Consider the following 22,137-nt stretch of genomic DNA (forward strand, 5'->3'; position numbering starts at 1 on the left):
TTTGATCAGCCGGTGACGGTAGCCGCTGATTTTACCGCGTCCGCCAGCCGCGTCGCCAACTGGTGCACTTCGCCCTCTTCCGGCCCTTCCACGGTAACCCGCACCAGGGGCTCGGTGCCCGAGGCACGCAGCACCACGCGACCCCGGCCGGCCAGGGCAGTTTCTACCTCGCCGAGCACGTGCCGTACCTGCTCGCTGTCCAGCGCCTCCCGGGCGCCGTCCGCACGGACGTTGATCATCACCTGCGGCACGGTGGATAGCCCGGCCCGGGCCACGGTGAGGTCTTCGCCCGACAGCACCAGGGCTTCGAGCACCGCCAGCGCCGCCACGATGCCGTCGCCGGTGGTGAAGCGGTCCAGGGTAAGGATATGCCCGGACGTTTCCCCGCCCAGCACCCCGCCGCGATCCTTCAGCTGCTGCAACACGTAGCGGTCGCCCACATTGGCGCGCACCAGTTCCGTGCCCATCTCGCGCAAGGCGCGCTCCAGGCCGTAGTTGCTCATCAGCGTGCCCACCACGGGGCCTTGCAGCATGCCCCGCTCGCGCCAGCTGCGCGCCAGCACGTACAACAGGACATCGCCGTCGGCGAGCACGCCATGGCGGTCCACCAGCTGCACGCGGTCACCGTCGCCGTCGAAGGCGATGCCAATATCCGCGCCCTTCTCGACCACGGCCTTCTGCAGCGCCGCGGGACTGGTGGACCCGCACTCATGGTTGATGTTGAAACCGTCGGGTTCGGCACCGATGGTGATCACCCGGGCGCCGAGCTCGGCGAAGATCTTCGGGGCTACCTGGTAGGTGGCGCCGTTGGCGCAGTCCAGCACGATCTTCATGCCCGCGAGCGAGAAATCCTCGTTCACCGTGCTCTTGCAGAATTCGATATAGCGCGCCGCGGCATCGTCCACCCGGCGGGCCTTGCCCAGCTGCTCGGAGTCCACGGTGACGAAGGCGCCTTCCAGACCGTCCTCGATCGCTGCTTCCACCTCGTCGGAGAGCTTCTCCCCCTGCGAGGAGAAGAACTTGATGCCGTTGTCGTAGTGCGGATTGTGCGAGGCGCTGATCACGATGCCGGCGTCGGCGCGCATGGAGCGGGTGAGGTAGGCCACGGCCGGGGTGGGCATCGGGCCCAGCAGCTTCACGTCCACGCCGGCCGCCACCAGGCCCGCTTCCAGCGCCGATTCGAACATGTAGCCGGAGACGCGGGTGTCCTTGCCGATCACCACGCTCACCCGCGCGCCACGGCGGGAGGCCAGCGCGGTGCCCACGGCACGGCCCAGGCGCAGCATGAATTCGGCGTTGATCGGCCAGTCGCCGACCCGTCCACGAATCCCGTCCGTCCCGAAATACTTGCGTTGGCTCATCGCATTGGCCGCCTTGGCTCGAAAGGCGGTCATGATACCCCCCGGGGGACGGGGGTCCTACTCGTCGTCCGGCCAGCGCGGGGCGGCGGGACCTGGCCGGGGGGCCACGTCGCCGGCCTTGATGCTATGCCAGACGGCCAGGGCATCGACCGTGGCGGCCACGTCGTGCACCCGCAGCATGATGGCGCCGCGCTGCACGGCCACCAGGCCCGCCGCCACGGAACCGGCGGCGCGGTCGGCCGGGTCCTTGCGGCCGGTAAGCTCGCCGATCATCGACTTGCGCGACACGCCGGTGTAAACGCCGGCACCGAGTTCGGCGAAGCGCGCGGTGGCGCGGAGCAACGCCAGGTTGTGTTCAAGCGTCTTGCCGAAGCCAAAGCCCGGATCCACCAGCACGCGGCGCTTGTCGATACCGGCCAGCTCGCAGGAGAAAATCCGGTCGGTCAGGAAACGGTGTACCTCGCCCACCACGTCGTCGTAGCGCGGGTCGTCCTGCATCGCGCGGGGCTCGCCCTGCATGTGCATCAGGCACACCGGCACGCGCAACTCCGCGGCGGCGTCCAACGCCCCTTCGCGGCGCAGGGCATAGACATCGTTGATCATGCCCGCACCCGCAGCCACGGCGGCGCGCATCACTTCGGGCTTGGAGGTATCCACCGAAATGGGCAGCCGCGTGGCGGCTACCAGGCCCTGGATCACGGGGATCACGCGGGCCAGCTCTTCCTCGACGGAAACATCGGCCGCACCCGGGCGCGTCGACTCGCCGCCGACGTCGAGCATGTCGGCGCCCTCCTGCGCCAGCCGCAGGCCGTGCGCGATGGCTGCCGCGGTATCGGCATGGGCGCCACCGTCGGAGAACGAATCGGGCGTGACATTGACGATGCCCACCACGCGCGCACGGTCAAGCACCAGCGGCCGCCCGTTGCAGTCCAGCGTGGTGGCGAACATGGCGTCGATCACTGGGTGGGGCCCTTGCCGCCGAGCTCACCCATGAAGCCGCGGTAGTATCGCAGTTCGTCGATGGAATCGCGGATGTCCGAAAGCGCGGTGTGCGCGGAGTCCTTGGCATGGCCCTTGGCCACGGAAGGGGCCCAGCGGCGCGCCAATTCCTTCAAGGTGGAAACATCCAGGTTCCGGTAGTGGAAGAAGCGCTCCAGCCGCGGCATCTGCCGGTGCATGAAACGGCGATCCTGGCAGATGGAGTTCCCGCACATCGGCGACTTGCCGCTGGGAACCCAATCACGCAGGAAGGCGAGCGTGGCTTCCTCGGCCATCGAGTGGCTGGCCTGGGAAGCCACGACCTGGCCCCACAGGCCCGAGCGCGTGTGCTGGTTGCGGTTCCATGCATCCATCGCCTGCAGGCGCCATTCCTCGTGGGCAATGGCAAAGACCGGCCCCTCGGCCAGGATATTGAGTTCCCGATCGGTGACGATGGTAGCGATCTCCAGGATCGAGTCCTCATCGGTATCGAGCCCGGTCATTTCCAGGTCGATCCAGATCAGGTTGTCTTCGTGGGCCTGGGCCATGGTCTCTCCTAGTCTGGCGGGAAGTCTAGGGACCGCGGGCCGGCTTGGAAAGCCAAAGGGCCGTGCGATGATGTGAAGATGGCCGATCCGACCTTCTTCTGGCACGACTACGAGACCTTCGGCGCCGATCCCCGACGCGACCGCCCCTCGCAGTTCGCCGGGATCCGCACCACGATGGCGCTTGAACCCCTCGGCGAGCCGGTGATGTTTTTCGGCAAGCCCCCGCGTGACTGCCCACCGCACCCGGTGGCTTGCCTGATCACCGGCATCGCACCGCAGGATGCCGAGCGTGACGGCCTTATCGAGGCCGAATTCGCAGCCGCCGTGCACGAGCAGCTGGCTTTACCCGGCACCTGTGGCGTGGGCTACAACTCACTGCGCTTCGACGATGAGTTCACGCGCAACCTGCTGTACCGGAATTTCTTCGAGCCCTACGGCCGCGAATGGGAGAACGGCAATTCCCGCTGGGACCTGATCGACCTGGTGCGCATGTGCCATGCGCTGCGACCCGAGGGTATCCTCTGGCCGCGCCGCGACGATGGCAGCGTGAGTTTCCGCCTGGAAGACCTGGCTCGCGTCAATGCATTGAAGCAGGAGCGCGCCCACGATGCGCTGTCGGACGTCGAGGCCTTGATCGGCCTGGCGCGGCTGATACGCGAAAAACAGCCGCGGCTGTGGGACTGGTACCTGGGCCTGCGACGCAAGGCACGGGTGCAGGATCTGCTCGATGTGGTCCGCATGACGCCGGTGGTGCATGTGTCCTCGCGCTACCCGGCCTCAAGGCATTGCCTGGCCATCGTGGCGCCGCTAGCCATGCATCCCACCCGCAATGGCGAGACGATCGTCTTCGACTTGAACGACGATCCCACGCCACTGTTCGAGCTGGACGAAGAGGCCATCGCCGACCGGATGTTCACCCCTCGGGCCGATCTTCCCGAGGGCATCGAACGCGTGGCGCTGCGCACCGTGCGCGCCAACCGGTCACCCGCGCTGGCGCCGCTGTCGGTACTCACCGGGCCCGATATCGAACGCCTTGGCCTGCAGATGGACGCAGCCCACGCCAACCTGGAACGACTGCGCTCCCATGCGGGCCTGGCGGAGAAACTCCGCCGTATCTTTGCCAGCGCCGCCAACCTGCCACCAGCGACCGATCCGGAACTTGCGCTCTACGATGGCTTCCTGCCCGATGCCGACAAACGCCTGCTGGGCCAGGTGCGGGGCACGCCGCCTGGGATGCTTGGCAGCGCGGGCTTCACTTTTCGCGATCCGCGTTATGCCGAACTGCTGTTCCGCTATCGCGCACGCAACTGGCCGCACACGCTGGACCTTGCCGAACACCAGCGCTGGGAAGCCTTCCGCCAGGCACGGCTGCACAACGAAAGCGAACTGACCACCCTCACCCTTGCGCAGTACCGCGCGGAGATTGCCGTGCAACGCCTGCGTCCGGACCTTTCCCCCAACCAACAAGCCCTGCTCGATCGCCTCGAGGCCTGGGCCGACGAGCTTGCCTGATGCCACGCGCCTATTTCAGCCCCGCTACCTTTCGTTTCTTCAAGGCCATCGGCCGTCACAACAACCGCGACTGGTTCCACGAGCACAAGGACGACTACGAAAACCACGTACGCGGGCCTTATCTTGACCTGATCACCGACCTGGCCGCGCCGCTGGCGAAGATCAGCCCGCACTTCCGCTCCGATCCGCGCAAGGTGGGCGGCTCGCTGTTCCGCATGCATCGCGACACCCGTTTCGCCGGCGACAAAACACCTTACAAGACCTGGGCCGGTGCGCGCTTCTTCCACGAGCGGCGCCATGAAATCCAGGCGCCGGCGTTCTATATGCATTTGCAACCGGGCGAATGCTTCGCCGGTGGTGGCCTGTGGCACCCGGAGCCGGATGTGCTGAAGAAGATCCGCAGCTTCCTGGACGACAATCCCAAGGCATGGATTTCGGCCACGCGCAGCAAGGCCTTCGCGTCGCGCTTCGAGTTTTGGGGCGAAAGCCTGTCGCGGCCACCGCGGGGCTTTCCCGTCGACCATCCGCTGATCGACGACCTGCGTCGGAAGAATTTCGCCGCAGGGGAGAATTTCAGCGAGGAGCTGGCATGCTCCACTGAGCTGCTGCCCTACCTGGTGGACAACTTCAAGAAAGTGGCGCCCATGGTGGATTACCTGTGCGCCGCCCAGGAGCTGGAGTTCTAGGCTTCGTACAGTTCCAGTGGAAGGCCGTCGGGATCTGCGAAGAAGGTGAAACGGCGGCCGGTGTATTCGTCCACGCGGATGGGCTCGCAGGTCACGCCGCGTTCGGTGAGCACCGCCGCCACATGTTCTACATCGGGCACGGCGAAGGCCAGGTGGCGCAAGCCCCGGGCCTCCGGGCGGGATACGCGTGCCGGTGCATCCGGGAAGGAAAACAGTTCAATCTGCACACCGGGCGATACTTCCAGATCCAGCTTCCAGGAATCGCGTTCGGCACGGTAGGCCTCGGCGATGATGCGCAGGCCCAGCACGCGGGTGTAGAAATCCTTCGAGCGTTCGTAGTTGCCCGCGATGATCGCGACGTGATGGATGGCTTTTAGAAGCGGCGTGTCCATCGGCGTCATGAAACCGTGTTGAGCCGGCGCCGCGCAGCCATCAGGTACACGCCGCACAGCACGCCGATCACCGCCACCCCGCCCACATAGTACGCCGGGGCCAGGCCGCCCAGCGACTTGGCCATGTAACCCACCAGCGGTGGCGTCATCGCGGCCAGGATGGCGTAGGCCACGTTGTACGACAGCGAGATACCCGAGAACCGCACGTTAGGCGGGAACGCCGACACCAACACCGCTGGCACGATGCCGGAAATGCCGGCGAAGAACCCCGCCAGCGTATACAGCGACAGGAAATGCGCGCCGCCCGTGGCGAGGTCGAAATACAACGCATAGGTGGCCACGCCCAGGCAGGCCGACCCCAGCAGCATGGCAAGGCCACGCCCGACGGCATCGACCAGCAGGCCGCCGCCGATGCAACCGAAGGTCAATCCCAGCGCCGCGAGGCTTGCGCCGGTGAAGGCCAGCGGCGCCGGTACCTTGAACGCCGTCTGCACGATGGTCGGGGTCATCAGGATCACCACCACGATTGCCGCGGTGAGCACCCAGGTCACCAGCATCGACAGCGCCACACCCGGAAGATAGTTCTTGAGCACGACCTTGACCGGGAGCTCCGGGCTGAGCTCGCGGCGTTCACGCATGCGCATGAACACCGGCGTCTCGCTAAGCCAGCGCCGCAGGTACACGGCGAAGAAACCGAAAGCGCCGCCCAGCAGGAAGGGAATGCGCCAGCCGTGGTCGAGGATGTCGGCCTGGCTCATGTGCGAGTTCAACCCTTGGGCCACCAGCGAGCCGATCAGGATGCCGACGGTGAGGCCGGCGGATAGGCTGGCGCAGGCCAGGCCCATGCGACGCTTAGGTGCGTGTTCGGCTACGAAAACCCACGCACCGGGCACTTCGCCGCCGATGGCTACGCCCTGCACGATGCGAAGCAACAACAACAATACCGGCGCCAGCGCGCCGACTTGCGCATAAACCGGCAACAGACCCATCAGCAAGGTAGGCACGGCCATCAGGAACACGCTGAGCGTAAACATCCGCTTGCGGCCGACACGATCACCGAAATGCGCCATCACGATGCCGCCCAGGGGGCGGGCCAGGTAGCCCACGGCGAAGATCCCGTACGTTTCGAGCAACCGCAGCCAATCTGGCATCGTCGCCGGGAAGAACAGCGTGCTCAGCACCTTGGTGAAGTACGCGAACATGACGAAGTCGTAGAACTCAAGCGCCCCGCCCAGCGCGGACAGCATCAGGGTCTTGGCATCCCGACGATCCAGCGGCCGGTCGTCCACGGCGTCTTGATCGAAGTTCGTACTCATGGAGTCAGTCATCAATCGGCCTGCCAACGTCAAAAGGGTGCCGCAACAGTGGCGGCGTGGAGACTCAAGTCAGGCCTGGTCGAACGAAAAGGCCAGCACATCGGCAATTGCATGGGTATCTTCCAGGCACATCAGCAAGCGCTCGACGCCCAACGCCACGCCCGCGCAATCGGGCAAGTCGTCGAGCACGGCCAGCAAGGCTTCGTCCATCGGCAATTCGTGCTGGCCGCGTTCCCGCCGCACGCGGTTATCGCGCTCAAAGCGCGCTCGTTGTTCGGCGGCGTCGTTGAGTTCATGGTAGCCGTTGGCAAGCTCGATGGGCCCGAGGTAAAGCTCGAACCGCTCGGCCACCGGGGGATCGTCGCGCCGCACGCGCGCCAGCGCGCACTGGCTGGCCGGGTAGTCGATGACCACGGTGATACGGTCGCGCGGAAAGCGCGGCTGCAACAGGTGGGTCATCGACAGGTCCAGCCAGTCGTCGCGCGTGAGGCCTTCCGGATCGATGCCGAAGCCGGCAAGCGGCGCCTGGAGCTGCGCGATATCGTCAAGCAAGGCGTCCACACCCAGTTCGCCGCGGAACAACTCGCGATAGCTGACGACAAGCAACTCGGCCTCGCGTCCCTTCAGCGCCAGGGCCTCGCGCACCAGCTCCACCACTTCATCGGCCAATTGCAGGTGATCGAACCCTACCCGGTACCACTCCAGCATGGAGAATTCCGGATTGTGGCGGCCACCCGCCTCCCCGTTGCGGAACACCCGGCCAAGTTCGTAGATGTCGCCGGAACCTGCCGCCAATAATCTCTTCAGCGGGAATTCCGGCGACGTTCGCATCCATCGTTCGCGTGGGCCGGCATCGACGTGGCCGGTGAACTGCGTGCTGAAACTCTGGATGTTCGGATCGGTGTTGCCGGCGGCCGACAACACCGGGGTTTCCACTTCCAGCACGTTGCGCGCACCGAAGAATGCCCGGACAAACGCATGAAGCGACGCACGCCGCGCCAGTTTCTCCCGAAGTGCGTTCACTTATGGCTCCAGTCCGTGCGAGGCCAGCAGGGCCAGAAGATCGCCCTCTTCCTTTACCGGGACACCCAGTTCAGCCGCCTTGGCGAGTTTGGACCCCGCCGCCTCGCCCGCGTACACCACCGAGGTTTTCTTCGATACCGAGCCGGACACCTTGGCGCCGAGTGATTCGAGCAGTTCCGTGGCGCGGTCGCGGCCCAGCGCCTGCAGGCTGCCGGTAAGCACGATGGTCTGCCCATCAAGCGGCAGGCTGGCCGCTTCAGCCTTCGCCGGGATGGCCGCCAACAAGGTTTGCATGGCTTTCTCGGCGTTACCGAAATCCTTTTGTGTTTCCTTCGAAGCGAGCGCCGCGGCAAGGTTCGCCGCCGCCGCGGCATTAAGCCCCGCGGTGATCCAGTGGCTTTCCCCCGCGGCGATCAGTTTTGCGGACGTTGGAAAATGCTGGGCCAGGAGCGCGGTGGCCTTGGGGCCGAGCTTGTTGACGTTCAACGAATCCAGCAGCACCGACATGCCCAACCGGTCACGCAGTGCCGGCGACGGCGTGGATTCGTCGCTGAAAGTGATGTGGGCGCCTTTTGGATCGACCAGTGCATCGACGACGCGCTGGTTACCTTCCTGTGCGAAAAAGGCTTCGATCGAATTTGCCACTTCGTGTCCGATATCCGGAAGCACGCGTAAAACCGAAGCCGGCGTATGACGGATGCGCTCAAGGCTGCCCAGCCAGTTGGCCAGCGTCTTGGCCGTGCTTTCGCCGATATGCATGATGCCCAGGCCAAACAGGAACCTCGGCAGCGTCGTCTGCTTGCTGTGCTGGATCGATTCGACGAGGTTCTCGGCCCAGCGCGTGGCGATCTTGCCCTGGCGAACCGTCTCGGGCACCGTGCCATCGCGTTCGTCCAGCTGCTGCTTCATGTCGATGAAACGCTCGACGGTAAGGTCGTAGAGGTCGGCCGGCGTATGCACGATGCCCAGCTCCACGAGGCCATCGATGAAGCGGTCGCCGAGGCCATCGATGTCCATCGCGCGGCGCGAGGCGAAGTGGATCAGCGCTTCCTTGCGTTGCGCGGCGCACACCAGGCCACCGGAACACCGGAAAGCTGCGGCGCCCTCCTCGCGCAGCAGTGCCGATCCGCAGACAGGGCACGTCGAGGGCATGGTCCAGGGATGCGTGCCTTTCGGCCGCATCTCCTCAACCACCCTCACCACCTCGGGGATGACATCGCCCGCGCGGCGAACGATCACGCCATCGCCCACGCGCACGTCCAGCCGCGCCACCTGGTCGGCGTTATGCAAGGTGGCGTTGGTCACCGTTACGCCGGCCACCTGCACGGGCGCAAGACGCGCCACCGGCGTGGCGGCGCCCGTCCGGCCGATCTGGATCTCGATCGCCTCCACGCGGGTGGTCTGTTCCTGGGCAGGGAATTTATGCGCCAGCGCCCAGCGCGGGGCGCGCGAAACAAAACCCATCTCGCGCTGGCCGGCGTAGTCGTCGAGCTTGTAGACCACACCATCGATGTCGTAAGGCAAGTTGTCGCGCCGGGTGCCGATGCGCTTGTAGTACGCAATCAGCCCCTTGAAGCCCTTGGCCGTGGACACCTCCGGCGACACCGGGAAGCCCCACTCGCGCAGCTTCTGCAACGTGGCCGAATGTGTATCAGGAAGCTCGCCGCCCTCGACAACACCCGTGGCATAGGCAAAGAAAGTAAGCGGACGCTTCTTGGTGACGGCGGGATCGAGCTGACGCAAGGAGCCTGCCGCGCCATTGCGCGGATTGGCCAGCGGCTTCTCGCCCGCGGCCAGCGCGCGTTCGTTGAAGGCGGCAAACGCGGCGCGCGGCATCACCACCTCGCCACGCACTTCCAGCACTGCCGGATAGCCCTCGCCTCGCAAGCGCAGCGGGATGGCTTTCACCGTGCGCAGGTTGGCCGTAACGTCCTCGCCCGTGGCGCCATCGCCGCGCGTGGCGCCCTGCATGAACACGCCCTGCTCGTAGCGAAGGCTGATGGCCAGGCCATCGAGTTTCGGTTCCACCGAAAACACCGGCTCGCGGCGCTCGAGCGTCTGCTCGATGCGCCGCTCGAAGTCGGCGACGTCCTTGTACCGGGTTTCGTCGGTGTCGCCCTCTTCCTGGAAGGCGTTGCCCAGCGAGAGCATGGGCAACCGGTGCTTGACCTCGGCGAAGCCGCCGTGGGCCCGGGCACCGACCCGCCGTGTGGGTGAGTCGTCGCGGGCGAGTGCTGGATGCTCTTCTTCCAGGGCATCCAGTTCACGCAACAGGCGGTCGTAGTCGGCATCGGCGATCGCCGGGTCGTCAAGCACGTGATACCGGTAGTTGGCATCCTCGATGCGTGAGCGCAGTTCCTCGGCGCGGGCCAGGACGTCGGCAGGAGGTGCAGGTGCGGTCATGCTTCGGCTCGGCCATGGCTAACCGACAGGATGTTACCGGTGCGGGGCCTCGGCCGGGTAGTCAACCTTCAACACGCGAAGCGAGCGTGAATGACCGTCAGGCATCGGCCAGGCGATGTGCTGGCCCACCTTCAGGCCGATCAGCGCCGAACCCACCGGGGCCAGGATCGACACCGTGTCAGGGCTGCCGGCCATGGGCGGATAGACCAGCGTGAGGCGGCTCTCATGGCCCGATTCCTCATCCTCGAAGGTCACCGTGGAGTTCATCGCCACGGTGTTCTTCGGTAATTTACCCGCTTCCACCAGGCGGGCGCGCGCAAGCTCGGCGCGAAGCGCGGCATAACGCTCGCTTTCGGCCACGGGCTGGCGGTCGAGAAGGGCCTCGATACCGTCCATGTCGCGCTCGGTGATGGTGATGCTCGGTTTCCTGTCCATGCCTGCTCCAAGGTGTAACGCGCCGGGACGTCGTGCCCCGGCGTGGGAATCTGAAAAAAAGTGAAACGAGGATAACCAAGGGGTTGTGAACGCCGGTCAACAGGGCCGGGAACTTCCCCCTTGCAACGGTATAATGCGACCAATGCCTGATAGTCTGAAAGTCCCGCTGGCTCCCACGCCCGCCACTGTCGCCATCGCGGCCACGGCCAGCGCGAAGGCGGGACACAAGGGGCTGATCTGGCTGGTGGCCGCGGCCTTCTTCATGCAGGCGCTCGACTCCACCATCGTCAACACCGCCGTGCCCGGCATCGCCTCGGCGCTGGCCGTCACCCCGCTGTCCATGCGCAGCGCCCTGACCACCTACGTGCTCACCCTGGCCATCTTCATCCCAGCCAGCCCCTGGCTGTGCGACCGCTTCGGCACGCGCCGGGTGTTCGGCGCCGCCATCGGCGTGTTCGCGCTCGGTTCGCTGCTGTGCGGGCTGGCGCAGTCGCTGCCCCAGCTGGTGGCCGCGCGCGTGGTCCAGGGCCTGGGCGGCGCGGCCCTGATGCCGGTCGGGCGCTACGTGCTGGTGCGCACCATCGAACGCAAGGATTTCGTCTCGTCGATGACCACGGTGGCCACCTTCGGGCTGATCGGGTCGGTGCTGGGCCCCCTCCTGGGCGGCGTGCTGGTGCAGTACACCTCGTGGCGAGCGATCTTCCTGATCAACGTGCCGGTAAGTCTATTGGGCATGTATTTGAACCGGCGGCAGATGCCCGACTACCGCCTCACCGAATCGCGCCGTTTCGATACCCTGGGTTTCGTCCTGTTCGCCGGTGCCTCCGCCATGCTGCTGCTTGCCTCGGAGAAAGCCGGCGGCGTGGGCGAATGGGGGAAGGTGGCGATGTGGTCGGCCGTGGCGGTGCTGCTGGGCTTCCTTTACGTGCTGCATTCCCGCCGCACCGAGTTCCCGGTGACCGACCTGAAACTGCTCAAGGTGCGCAGCGTGGCCGTGGCATTGGCCGGCAACCTCTTCACCCGGTTGGGCGTTTCCGGCATGTTCCTGCTGCTGGTGCTTTTCCTGCAGCTGGGCTGCGGATGGTCGCCAAGCGTGGTGGGCCTGATGATGGTGCCCCAGGCGCTGGGCGCGATCGCCGTGAAGTGGGTGGTGAACCGCCTGCTGCTTCGGCTGGGCTACCGGCGCCTGTTGCTGGGTAACACCGTGGCGGTGTCGCTGATGCTGGCCTCATTTACCCTGGTCGGCCCGCAGACGCCGCTGCCGGTGATCGCACTGCAGGTATTCGCCTACGGCGCCTTCATGTCGCTGCAGTATTCCTCGATGAACACGCTGGCCTATGTGGATCTGGACGTCAGCCACGCGTCGATGGCTTCATCCATGGCCTCCACTGCGCAATACCTGTCGATGAGCTTTGGCATCGCGCTGGCTTCGCTGCTGATGGAAGCCTTCCTGGCCGGACACGAGCCCGCGCAATACGTGCACGCTTTCCGCTGCTCGATCCTGATCCTGGCGGCTATGACATTGGCCGCCAGCTGGATATTCTCGCGTCTGCGCAAGGATCGCCCGGTGAATGCGCGCACTACCGACGAAACCACGTCAGTGTAAGATCGGCACGGCTGGGTGGCGACGGATGCCGCCCAAGCGCTTCGCACCCGAGGCCCCAGATCAAGGTTGATCCCATGCACCATGCCAGCGCCATCCTGTTCACCCTCTTCGTCATTTTCGTCGCCGCCCAGATAGGCGCGGAAATCGCCCAACGGCTGAAATTGCCGGGTGTGGTCGGGGAAATCGCCGCCGGCTGCATTGTCGGTCCCTCGGTACTGGGCTGGGTACAGCTCGATCAGATCGCCGACGGCACGCCGCTATCGGTGATCGCCGAGATCGGCGTGGTGTTACTGTTGTTCTCGGTGGGCCTGGAAACACGCCTGGACGACCTCAAGAAGGTCGGCAAAAGCGCCCTGCTGGTGGGCCTGCTCGGCGTGGTCATCCCCTTCGCCGCAGGCGCCCTGTGGGCACACGGCGAAGGCTACGAATGGGCCAAGTCGATGTTCGTGGCCGCGGCTTTCGTGGCCACTTCCGCCGGCATCACCGCACGCGTGCTGCAGGAACTTGGTGTGCTGCAGCGGATGGAAAGCCGGGTGATCCTGGGCGCGGCGGTAATCGACGACATCCTGGCCATGCTGCTCTTGGGCGTGGTGGTGTCGATGCAGGGCGGAGGCGAGCTCAACATCAAAGCGCTGCTGATTACGCTGGGCAGCGCCGTGGGCTTCATCGCCGTGATCGGCTGGGGCGGCTCGAAGGTGATGCGGCGCAATTCCGCGTGGCTGGACAAACCCTTGAGCCCCTGGTCGGCGCTGAACATCGTGCTGGCCCTGTGCCTGGGGCTGGCGTTCCTCTCCACCGAGTTCGGGCTGGCCGCCATCATCGGCGCCTTCCTGGCCGGCATGATCGCTTCGGAAACCCGTCAACGCGAGGAACTGGAGCATCAGGTAGGCCCCCTGCTGGCCCTGCTTACGCCGTTCTTCTTCGTCATAACCGGCGCGAAGATCAACCTGGCGGAACTGGCCAGCGCGCACGCATTGTGGCTGCTGCTGGTGGTCACGCTCATCGCCATTGCATCGAAGCTGCTGGGCGGTTACCTCGGCGCCCGTTCGCTGGGCAACCGGGGCGCCCTCATCGTGGGCTTCGGCATGGTGCCGCGCGGTGAGGTGGGCGTGGTGATCGCAAGCCTGGGCCTTGCCGCGGGTGTCTTCACCGAGCAGATCTATGCGGTGATCGTGGCGATGTCGCTGCTCACCGCGATGGTGACGCCGCCGATCCTGGCCTTGCTTCTGAAGCGGGCGCCAGCGGAAGCCGCGGACGAAGCGGTGTCCGGCGGCTAGGTTTCGCGTTCCCTACCCCGGGAGCAGAATTCATGCCGCGGAGTATGACCTGCGTCACCGTGGTGAAGGGCGCCATCGGCTTATCTTCACGTTCAGGCTTGCAGCATAAACTGCGAACGTATCCGTAAGACCGACCAGCCGGCGGAATTGCCGTCCCTGAACACTGCCAGGAGCTCCAAGATGAACTTCAAGACCATGCTGGGCATTCCGCTCGCCGCCTTTGTGGCCGTGGCCGCCATGAATCCCGCCGACGCCGCCGTCCTCAAGCGTCCGGATGGTATCTACGTCCGTTGCGACCAGTGCGGCACCGTGACTTCGATCGAACACAACGTCACCCAGGGCCGTGACCACGGCACCGCTGGCGCTATCATCGGCGCGGTCGCCGGTGGCGTGCTGGGCAACCAGATCGGCAAGGGCAACGGCCGCAAGATCGCCACCGTTGGTGGCGCCGTAGGCGGCGGCTTCGCCGGCAACGCCATCGGCAAGGGCGGCGGCAGCGAAAGCTGGACGCTTCGCCTGCGGATGGGTGATGGCTCGGTCAGCAATGTCACGATTGCCGATGCCTCGGCGGTGCGCGAGGGCGACATCGTGGCGGTGGATGAAAAGGGTAATGTGACTCGCGTGCAGTAAACAGCGAAGTTTCACCGATGAAAAGCCGCGGCGCCTGGCGCCGCGGCTTTTTTCTTTGGGCGATTTTTGGATGTGAAGGTACGCGCTGGCGAGGAGACTGACCGCCGGAATCACTGCGGAGTCCCTCATGTCGATCATTCACGTTAGCGGTACCACCAGCCTATCCGCCGCTATCCTGGCCAAGGCCGTCAACACCACCGTCTCGACAAAAACGCTGAAGAAAATTGAAGAAGTGGCTGCCCGCCTTTACGGTGTGAACAACAGCGGCAACCTTCGTCTGATTGACTCGCCGCTAGGTAAAGCTGCGTTCAAGAACGATGTCAACGACTGCATGAAAGCGATTGAAACGATGCCCGACACGCGGGCACGACGAGATCTTGGGACATTACTGCAACGCATTGAAACGCGGACAGCCAAGGCGTATGAAAGGCTGGACAAGAGTTTCAGTCGCGGCGACATACAGGACATGAAGAAAGGCGTTACCAACTTGGAGAACAATTTTCGGCTGGCTTACCTGCTTGGATCCCAAGGCGGCACCAATCCCAAATAAGCACAGAGATGCCGGACGACGCATCTAGCCACGCTTCGTGTCTGCACCCAGCAGGCTCATCAAACGATCGTAAAAGGTAGCCGGGCACTTCGCCCTTACCGGCACCACGAACACATTCGGTCCGGCAAAGGCCTGGCACTTCATGCCATCCTTTGCCGTCATCAACACCGGATGTTCGTCGCCGAACACAATGTCGCCGGGAATGAAATCGTGGTGGTCGGGAAAGGGGTGTTCGATGACATCGATGCCCCGTTCATGCAGACCGTGAAAAAACCGCCCCGGGTTGCCGATGCCCGCCACGGCGTGCACCGTGCGGCCGCGGAAGTATTCCAGCAACATGCGCCGCGACGGATCGGCCAGCGATTCGGCTTCGCTCCCATATAGCGACATGGAAATCTCATCGCCCCGAGCGGTGCCGCCATTGCAGACGACGAAATCCACTGTCGCCAGGCGCGAGACGGGCTCACGCAGGGGACCTGCCGGCAGGAGCCGTCCATTGCCGAAGCGGCGCGCGCCATCGATCACGCAGATTTCCACGTTGCGGGCCAACCGCAGGTGCTGCAAGCCATCGTCAGCCACTACTACGTCGCAGCCGTGCTCAACCAACAGACGTGCCGCCGCGGGGCGATCACGACCCACGGCGACCGTGGCGCCGGCTTGCCGCATCAACGCCGGTTCGTCACCGTACTGGCGGGCCGTGGCTCCTTCGGGCAGCACCGCGGGCTCGACCTGGCTGCCGCCATAACCGCGGCTCACCACACCCGGGTTCATGCCACGCGCCCGAAGCTCGTCCACGATGGCGAGCGTCAAGGGCGTCTTGCCGGTACCGCCGACGGTGATGTTGCCGACCACGATCACCGGTACGCCGACAGTCACCGGCGATGTCCTGCTCGCCCGCGCCGCAGACACGCTTCGATACAAGGCTTCCAGCGGCAAGGTCCACCAGGGCGGTGGGAGGTCCGAGTACCAGCGCTGCTGCAGGCGCGTGGCCAGCGACATGGCGCTAGGCGGGCCGGCCGGCGGCCAACGGCGCCGTGTCACTGAACTGCATGCGATGCAAGGCTGCGTAGGTACCGCCGTGCGCCAGAAGCTCGTGGTGCGTACCCAGCTCCACCACCCGGCCCTGGTCCATCACGGCGATCTGGTCGGCGTGTTCGACGGTGGACAAGCGATGGGCGATCACAAGCGTCGTGCGGTCGCGCATCAGGCGTTGCAGGGCATCCTGGATCAGGCGCTCGGATTCGGTATCCAGCGCGCTGGTGGCTTCGTCCAGCACCAGGATAGGGGCGTTCTTCAGGATCGCCCGGGCAATGGCGATGCGCTGGCGCTGTCCGCCGGAGAGCATGTTGCCGGCCTGGCCGATCGGGGCATGGATGCCGCCGGGGAGCTTCTGGATAAATTCCATCGCGTTGGCGGCTTCCGCAGCCGCGACGATGGCTTCCTCGCTGGCGCCAGCCAGTTCGCCGTAGGCAATGTTGTTGGCCACGGTGTCGTCGAACAGCACCACCGACTGCCCCACCCAGGCGATCTGGCGCCGCAGCGAGGGCAGCGTATAGGCCTCGTAGTCGTGGCCGTCGAGCAAAATCTGTCCACCCGATGGCTCGTAGAACCGGGGCAGCAGGCTCACCAGGCTGCTCTTGCCGCTGCCGGAGCGGCCGACCAGCGCTGTGACGGTACCCGGCCGGCAGGCAAGGTCCACGCCACGCAAGGCGGGGAACTGGTTCCGCGGATACACCAGCTGCACGTCCTTGAAGACGATGTCACCGCGGGTGCGGTCGAGTGTTTGCGTGCCCGCGTCGCGCTCGGGCGGCATGTCGATGATCTCGAAAAGATCTTCCGCGGCCGAGATGCCACGCTGCATGGCCGACTGCACGCCGGCAAGTCTTTTCAGCGAAGGCAGGATCGCACCCATGGCCGTAAGTACTGCCATGAATGCGCCGGGCGATATGTTCGACAGCACCGCCGGGCGCGTCGCCAGGAACACCATCAATGCCAGCGCTGCGGCACCCACCGTCTGGATGGTGGCACTGGACAGGGCGCCCGTGGATGAAATCTTCAGGTTCAGCAGGCGCGCGCGTTCGGCCACGTCGAAGAAGCGGCGCGTCTCGCGTTCTTGGCCACCGTAGATGCGGACTTCGCGGTGGGCGCCGACGGATTCCTCCACCGCGCTGGTCACCGAACCCATGTTGCCCTGGATGCGCTTGCTGATACGCCGGTAGCGCCGGCTCACCACGGTGACGATCAGCCCGACGCAGGGCACCAGCACCAGCAGCGACAAGGTGAGGTAGGCACTGGTGGTGAGCATCACCAGCAGCATGTACACCACCATCAGGCTATCGGTGATGACCGTCTTGAGCGAATCGGTGGCGGCGTTGGCCACCTGCTCGCTGGTAAAGGTGATGCGGGAAATCTGATGGCCGGAGGCCTCGCGGCCGAAGAAGGCCGCGGGCAGTCGCATGTAGGCATCGAACACTTGCTGGCGCACCGTCTGCACGACGTTGCGGCCGATGTAGGCAATGCCGTAATCCGTGGCATAGGAAGCAAAGCCACGCACGATAAACAGGCCAATGATCCAGATCGGCGTCCAGAAGATCCAGAAGGTGTCCTTGTCCACGAACACACGGTCGACGATCTGCTTGAGGAGCTTGGTGAACACGGCAAGGCAGGCCGGATCGACGATCATGCCGATGATGGCGATCAGCGCCACGCCCTTGTAGCGCGAGGAATAACCCAGCAGCCGTTTGTAGGTGACCCAAGTTTCCTTGCCGAAGGGCGAGGTTTTCTTCGCGGTGTTCACTTGCCCTGCGCATCCTGCGTGGGTGTGGTGGCAATGGAAAGCTTCGAGAACCCCAACTGGCCCAGCGCATCCATGGCTGTCACGACATTCTGGTTGGCGGTAAGCGCGTCGGCGCGGATCACCACGGGGCGATCGTGGTCGCCGTTGGCCACGCGTGCGATGGTTTCCTTCAGCGCCTCGATGCCCTGCCCCTGCACTGCGTCGCTGCCGACGTAATAGTGCCCTTCGCGGTCCACCACGATGGTGAGCGCTTGGGATGCAGGATCGCGTGCCTCGGCACTGGCCTTGGGCAGGTTCACCTGCAGGCGCGAATGCTGCACGAAGGTGGTGGTGAGCACGAAGAACATCAGCAGGGTAAGCAGCACGTCGATCAGCGAGATCACGTTGATCTCGACATCGTCGTCGCGCCGGCCGTTGGTCAGTCGCATCGGCTTATTCGGCCGGCGTGGCGACAGCGGCGCGACGGCGCGGCTTGGGCAGGGAGAGATCGTCCAGCAGCGCTGTGGCCTGCTTCTCCATGTCAACGATGTAGCCGCCTACCCGCGAGCGGAAATAGCGGTGCAGCACATAGGCCGGGATCGCCACCACCAGGCCCGAGGCCGTGCAGATCAGCGCTTCGCCGATGCCACCTGCCATCTTGGCCGGATCGCCCACGCCGCCGCCCATGACATCCATGAACATGCGGATCAGGCCGATCACGGTGCCCAGCAAGCCCAGCAGCGGACCGATCAATGCGATGGTGCCCAGGGTGCTCAGGAACCGCTCAAGGCGATGCACCACGTGGCGGCCGGTGTCCTCGATGCGCTCCTTGATGAGTTCGCGCGGGCGGTCGCGCACGCTGAGCGCGCCGGCCAGCAACTCCCCAAGCGGGGACCCTTCGGCCAGGGCCTGGACATGTTCGTTGTCCAGCTGGCCCGAGCGGGCCCATTCGCGCACTTCCTCGCCCAGCCCAGGGGGCAGTACCGAGGCCCGGCGCAATGTCCAGAAGCGCTCGAGCACGATCGCCAGCGCCACGAGCGAGCAGATCAGGATGGGCGTCATCGCCCAGCCACCAGCCAACAGGATTTCCAGCACGGCAAACGCCCCGGGGGGTTATCAAAGTGTCCAGGGCGGGATGATAGCAGGACGCCGCCGGGCGCAAGCCCGGCGGCGTCACAGCGCGCCCTGTGCCTTGCTACTTCGCGCTGGGCGCGAGCAGTTCCAGCTCCGCGATGCCGGTACGGCGGCCGCCATTGAAGGTAAACCGGTAGTACGTGTATTCCGCGGGCTTGGCCACGGCGAAGGCGCGCGTCAGGCGTGCCCAGGCGAAGCGCTCACCCGAACGGGTGTCCAGGGTGGTCCAGGCGGCGCCGTCCATCGAACCTTGCAGCGACCAGTTGAACGGGGCATCGAGCGCCCCGGGCGACGTGATCGTGTAGACGGCAACCGCCGCGGGCCTGGCGAGCTTGTAGTTGATGTTGCTGGTGGTCTCGGGCAACTGGTACGCCGAGGCCGAATCGTCGTCGGCCAGCGCCGCAAGCAGTTCCGGCAGGGCGCCGTCGGCGCTCAAGCTCGCCTGCGAAGACACATCCACCAATGGCGCGGGCTTGTGACCTTCAGCCGAGATCGACGCCGGCAACGCATCGTCGCCCGTGCCCCACTTCGAGGGCTTCGGACCCATGGTGAAGTCGAGCGTGGCGCCGGCGGCAAGCAAGGCGTGCGGCAGGGTGAGCTTCGTCCACGGCTGGCCGTTGACGTTCAGCGATTGCACATAGCGATTGGTGTCGCTCACACCGGGGGCGTTGATGGTGATCTGCTTGCCGCCTTCCAGGTTCAGCGTCATGTGCTCGAAGCGCGGCGCGCCGACCACGTATTCAGGCGTGCCCATGCGCAAGGGATAGAAGCCGGCGGCGCCAAACACCCACCACGCGGACATCTCGCCGTTGTCTTCGTCGCCGGGATAACCCTGGCCGATTTCGCTGCCCACGTACAGTCGGTTCATGGCGTCGCGCAACTTGTCCTGCGTCTTCCACGGCTGCCCGGCTTCGTCGTACATGTAGATGATGTGGTGCGAAGGCTGGTTGCTGTGGCCGTACTGGCCCATGCGCACATCGCGTGCCTCGAGCATCTCGTGGATCGCCTCGCCGTAGTCGCCCACGTCGAAGGTTCCCTCGGCCGAGAAAAACGCATCGAGCTTCTTGCCGAGCTTGTCGCGTCCACCATAGAGCGCCGCGAGCCCCGCGCCGTCCTGGGGTGCGTGGAAGGCCATGTTCCAGGCATTGGTCTCGGTGTAGTCGCCGCCCCAGCGGGTGGGGTCGAAGTGCTTCTTGTCGAAGCGCCAGCTGCCATCGCTGTTGCGGCCGACGAAGAAGCCCACATCCGGATCGAAAAGATGCACGTAATTCAGCGCGCGGCTGCGGTAGTACACCGCATCGTCGGCATAGCCCTTGTAGCGACGGTCCTCGGGCGGGTTGGTCGCGAGTTCCTGCGCCAGGTTGCCGATGGCGAAGTCGTTGATGTAACCGTCCATCGACCACGACAGGCCTTCGTCCACCGATCTATCGGTGTAACCACTGAAGAGGCTACGGCCGATGCCCTTGCGCCCCGCACCGGGAACGGGGCTCACCACGGCGGAGTTCTTCAGCGCCGACATGTAGAACGCGGCCACGTCGAAATTACGCACGCCCTTCAGGTAAGCATCGGCAAAGGCCACGTCGGAACTGGTGCCGACCATCAGGTCCGCATAGCCGGGTGATGTCCAGCGGGCGATCCAGCCACCGTCGCGATACTGCTGCACGAAGCCATCGATCATCTCGCCTGCGGTGTGCGGGGTAAGCAACGTGTAGGCCGGCCACGCGGTGCGATAGGTGTCCCAGAAGCCGTTGTTCACGTACACCTTGCCGGGCATGATCCGCGCACCCGTGCGCAGCGGAGTATTCCCGCCTACCTGCGGACTGAAAGGGCTGGCATAGCTGTAAACAGGATTGGCGCGCGTGCCGGTGTTCTCGTAGCCGGAATTGGGATACAGGAACAGGCGGTAGAGGTTCGAATACAGCACCACTTTTTCGTTGCGGTTGGGCGTGTCGATGGATGCCACCGACAACTGCTGGTCCCACTGCGTGCGGGCGCGTTCTCGGACGGTCTCGAAGGTGTCGTCAGCGGAGATTTCCTGGTCGAGGTTTTTCTTCGCCTGTTCCACGGAAATCAGCGAGGTGGCGATGCGCATGTTCACCGCGCCGCCTTGTCCCACGTCGAATCCGAACCAGCCCGCGGCATCTTCGCGTTCGCTGCCGTCGAAGGTCCCGGCGACGATCACCGGCCGGTCGAAGCGGGCGTAGAAGAACATCCGCGTGGCGCCGGTGGAAAGACGGCTCTTGCTGTCCGACCAGCCGCTGATGGCGCGGTGTGATTTGTCCAGGTCAACCCCATTGTTGGCATCACGATTGTCGAACACCAGCTGGGCCGCCTTGCCCGGGAAGGTGAAGCGCATGATCGCCGCATGATCGGTGGGCGTGATCTCGGCGGTGACGCCGGAATCGAAATGCACCTGGTAATAGTCCGGCTGCGCCACTTCGTTGGCGTGGTCGAACGACATCGCCCGCGTCGCACGGTCGAGGGCCGGCGTGTCGCTGGCGATGGCCGGCATCACCTGGAAAGTCTGGCGGTCGCCCATCCAGGGGCTCGGCTCATGCGACAGGGAAAACGCCTCGATGCGCGGTCGATTGTCATCGCCATTGCGCTCGGCGTACTGGTAGATCCAGTTGGAGCCTGCGTTGGTGGTGGGCGTCCAGAAGTTGAAGCCATGCGGCACGGCCACGGCGGGAAAATTGTTGCCCCGCGAGAACCGCCCGTTGGCATTGCTGCCGCGGCGCGTATCGACGAAATCAGTGGGGCGCGAGGACGGCAACTCCGGCGCCGGGGCCACGGCGACGTCATCAAGATAGCCCTCGACCTGCGATCCATCGCTGTCGTCATGCACCAGGAACACCTTGCGCAGGTGACGCCCGGCAGCAACGCGGCCGATATCCACCGATACCGCGTTCCACTGGTCGGGATAGAGGACGCGCGCCTCGCCCTGGGCTTTCGCTTGCGCGAGCGTGCCATGGCTGTCCACGGCGCCCAGGGTCGAAAGGCGGCTGCCGTCGTCGAATTCCAGGTCCACTCCAATGTAGGTGGCGCCGTTATGCAGGTCGTTGGGCTTGGAGCGCGGGAACACCACGTACGACAGCCGAGTGGTCGAGGACACCGGTGTATCCACCGCGGCCAGCAGCACTTCGCTTTTACCCTTCACATCGCTGGTGTAGTGCAGCGAATGCAAGCCGGTGAAGCCGGCATCGGCCTTGGCGGTAAGCGCGGCCTCCTTCGGCGGGCCGCCGGTGACTTCCGCATGCAGGGTGCCCGGCACCGCCGGTGAGGGCTGCACCTGCCCGGGCTCGAAGGAGGTTCGGAAGCCCTCCTCGACCTTGGGCAACGGCGCCTGGGCAATGGCCGATCCCATCAGGCCCATAAGGATCGATGCGGCCAGGATGGTGTTCGCGCGGCGGAGAGGGCTTCCGGGTGCCATCGATCTTCAATCCCCTAGGTAGGTGGCGTCTCTACGCCTATTTAAATCGCTCTAAATTTTCATTGTCAATTAGCGCTGCA

Annotated in this window: 19 protein-coding genes; 6 read left to right on the top strand and 13 right to left on the bottom strand. The window is 65.1% G+C overall.

Annotated features, from left to right (window positions below; genetic code table 11):
* Positions 1–5: 5 nt before the first annotated feature.
* The 3 genes from glmM to orn are packed head-to-tail and all read right to left on the bottom strand — an operon-like array spanning position 6 to position 2,887.
* The gene (gene glmM, locus NDK18_RS10610) at positions 6–1,361 is read right to left on the bottom strand and encodes a phosphoglucosamine mutase (protein WP_250624417.1); all 1,356 of its coding nucleotides are present in this window, start codon (positions 1,359–1,361) and stop codon (positions 6–8) included.
* 57 nt (positions 1,362–1,418) lie between these two features.
* Positions 1,419–2,309 (bottom strand): dihydropteroate synthase, encoded by an 891-nt coding sequence (folP, locus tag NDK18_RS10615; RefSeq protein WP_250628031.1) that lies wholly within the window; start codon positions 2,307–2,309, stop codon positions 1,419–1,421.
* Between the two features lie 8 nt (positions 2,310–2,317).
* Positions 2,318–2,887 (bottom strand): oligoribonuclease, encoded by a 570-nt coding sequence (orn, locus tag NDK18_RS10620; protein ID WP_250623485.1) that lies wholly within the window; start codon positions 2,885–2,887, stop codon positions 2,318–2,320.
* Between the two features lie 78 nt (positions 2,888–2,965).
* On the opposite strand from orn, the gene sbcB reads away from it, so the two are divergent.
* Positions 2,966–4,399, top strand: a complete 1,434-nt coding sequence (gene sbcB / locus NDK18_RS10625; RefSeq protein WP_250627770.1) for an exodeoxyribonuclease I — start codon at positions 2,966–2,968, stop codon at positions 4,397–4,399.
* A complete protein-coding gene (locus NDK18_RS10630; RefSeq protein ID WP_250627771.1) occupies positions 4,399–5,085 on the top strand; it encodes a DUF2461 domain-containing protein in 687 nt (228 codons plus the stop codon). Before sbcB ends, NDK18_RS10630 begins: the two co-directional genes overlap by 1 nt.
* Here NDK18_RS10630 and gloA2 read toward each other — a convergent pair.
* The 5 genes from gloA2 to rnk all read right to left on the bottom strand — a co-directional run bounded on the left by gloA2 (position 5,082) and on the right by rnk (position 10,654).
* Positions 5,082–5,486: an SMU1112c/YaeR family gloxylase I-like metalloprotein gene (gene gloA2 / locus NDK18_RS10635; protein ID WP_250627772.1), complete on the bottom strand. Its 405-nt coding sequence runs from the start codon at positions 5,484–5,486 to the stop codon at positions 5,082–5,084. The genes NDK18_RS10630 and gloA2 overlap by 4 nt on opposite strands.
* On the bottom strand, positions 5,483–6,793 hold the full coding sequence (locus tag NDK18_RS10640; protein WP_250627773.1) for an MFS transporter: 1,311 nt from the start codon (positions 6,791–6,793) through the stop codon (positions 5,483–5,485). The genes gloA2 and NDK18_RS10640 overlap by 4 nt, the downstream gene beginning before the upstream one ends.
* Before the next feature lie 69 nt (positions 6,794–6,862).
* Positions 6,863–7,816, bottom strand: a complete 954-nt coding sequence (gene epmA, locus NDK18_RS10645; protein ID WP_250627774.1) for an EF-P lysine aminoacylase EpmA — start codon at positions 7,814–7,816, stop codon at positions 6,863–6,865.
* Positions 7,817–10,219, bottom strand: a complete 2,403-nt coding sequence (ligA, locus tag NDK18_RS10650) for an NAD-dependent DNA ligase LigA (RefSeq protein ID WP_250627775.1) — start codon at positions 10,217–10,219, stop codon at positions 7,817–7,819.
* A gap of 33 nt (positions 10,220–10,252) precedes the next feature.
* Positions 10,253–10,654: a nucleoside diphosphate kinase regulator gene (gene rnk / locus NDK18_RS10655; protein ID WP_250623492.1), complete on the bottom strand. Its 402-nt coding sequence runs from the start codon at positions 10,652–10,654 to the stop codon at positions 10,253–10,255.
* A 142-nt stretch (positions 10,655–10,796) separates the two neighbouring features.
* On the opposite strand from rnk, the gene NDK18_RS10660 reads away from it, so the two are divergent.
* From NDK18_RS10660 to NDK18_RS10675, 4 genes are all read left to right on the top strand, one after another.
* Positions 10,797–12,260, top strand: coding sequence for an MFS transporter (locus NDK18_RS10660; protein WP_250627776.1), 1,464 nt, complete (start codon positions 10,797–10,799; stop codon positions 12,258–12,260).
* A 74-nt stretch (positions 12,261–12,334) separates the two neighbouring features.
* The gene (locus NDK18_RS10665) at positions 12,335–13,537 is read left to right on the top strand and encodes a cation:proton antiporter (protein ID WP_250623494.1); all 1,203 of its coding nucleotides are present in this window, start codon (positions 12,335–12,337) and stop codon (positions 13,535–13,537) included.
* A gap of 180 nt (positions 13,538–13,717) precedes the next feature.
* Positions 13,718–14,167 carry an outer membrane lipoprotein gene (locus tag NDK18_RS19340; protein ID WP_284691724.1) on the top strand — a complete coding sequence of 150 codons (450 nt, stop codon included), beginning with the start codon at positions 13,718–13,720 and terminating at the stop codon, positions 14,165–14,167.
* 127 nt (positions 14,168–14,294) lie between these two features.
* Positions 14,295–14,717 (top strand): hypothetical protein, encoded by a 423-nt coding sequence (locus NDK18_RS10675; protein ID WP_250627777.1) that lies wholly within the window; start codon positions 14,295–14,297, stop codon positions 14,715–14,717.
* 24 nt (positions 14,718–14,741) lie between these two features.
* On the opposite strand, the gene lpxK is transcribed toward NDK18_RS10675, so the two are convergent.
* The 5 genes from lpxK to NDK18_RS10700 form a co-directional block, all read right to left on the bottom strand.
* Positions 14,742–15,716, bottom strand: coding sequence for a tetraacyldisaccharide 4'-kinase (gene lpxK, locus NDK18_RS10680; RefSeq protein ID WP_250627778.1), 975 nt, complete (start codon positions 15,714–15,716; stop codon positions 14,742–14,744).
* A 4-nt stretch (positions 15,717–15,720) separates the two neighbouring features.
* Entirely contained in the window at positions 15,721–17,514 is a 1,794-nt protein-coding gene (gene msbA, locus NDK18_RS10685; RefSeq protein ID WP_250623497.1) for a lipid A export permease/ATP-binding protein MsbA, read from the bottom strand.
* Positions 17,511–17,942, bottom strand: coding sequence for an ExbD/TolR family protein (locus tag NDK18_RS10690; RefSeq protein WP_250627779.1), 432 nt, complete (start codon positions 17,940–17,942; stop codon positions 17,511–17,513). The genes msbA and NDK18_RS10690 overlap by 4 nt, the downstream gene beginning before the upstream one ends.
* Before the next feature lie 4 nt (positions 17,943–17,946).
* Entirely contained in the window at positions 17,947–18,588 is a 642-nt protein-coding gene (locus NDK18_RS10695; protein ID WP_250623499.1) for a MotA/TolQ/ExbB proton channel family protein, read from the bottom strand.
* 100 nt (positions 18,589–18,688) lie between these two features.
* Complete coding sequence (locus NDK18_RS10700) at positions 18,689–22,000, bottom strand: GH92 family glycosyl hydrolase (protein ID WP_425600642.1); 3,312 nt, start codon at positions 21,998–22,000, stop codon at positions 18,689–18,691.
* Positions 22,001–22,137: the final 137 nt, after the last annotated feature.

Source organism: Pinirhizobacter soli (assembly GCF_015905305.1).
In the GTDB taxonomy this organism is placed as follows: Bacteria; Pseudomonadota; Gammaproteobacteria; order Xanthomonadales; family Rhodanobacteraceae; genus Pinirhizobacter; species Pinirhizobacter soli.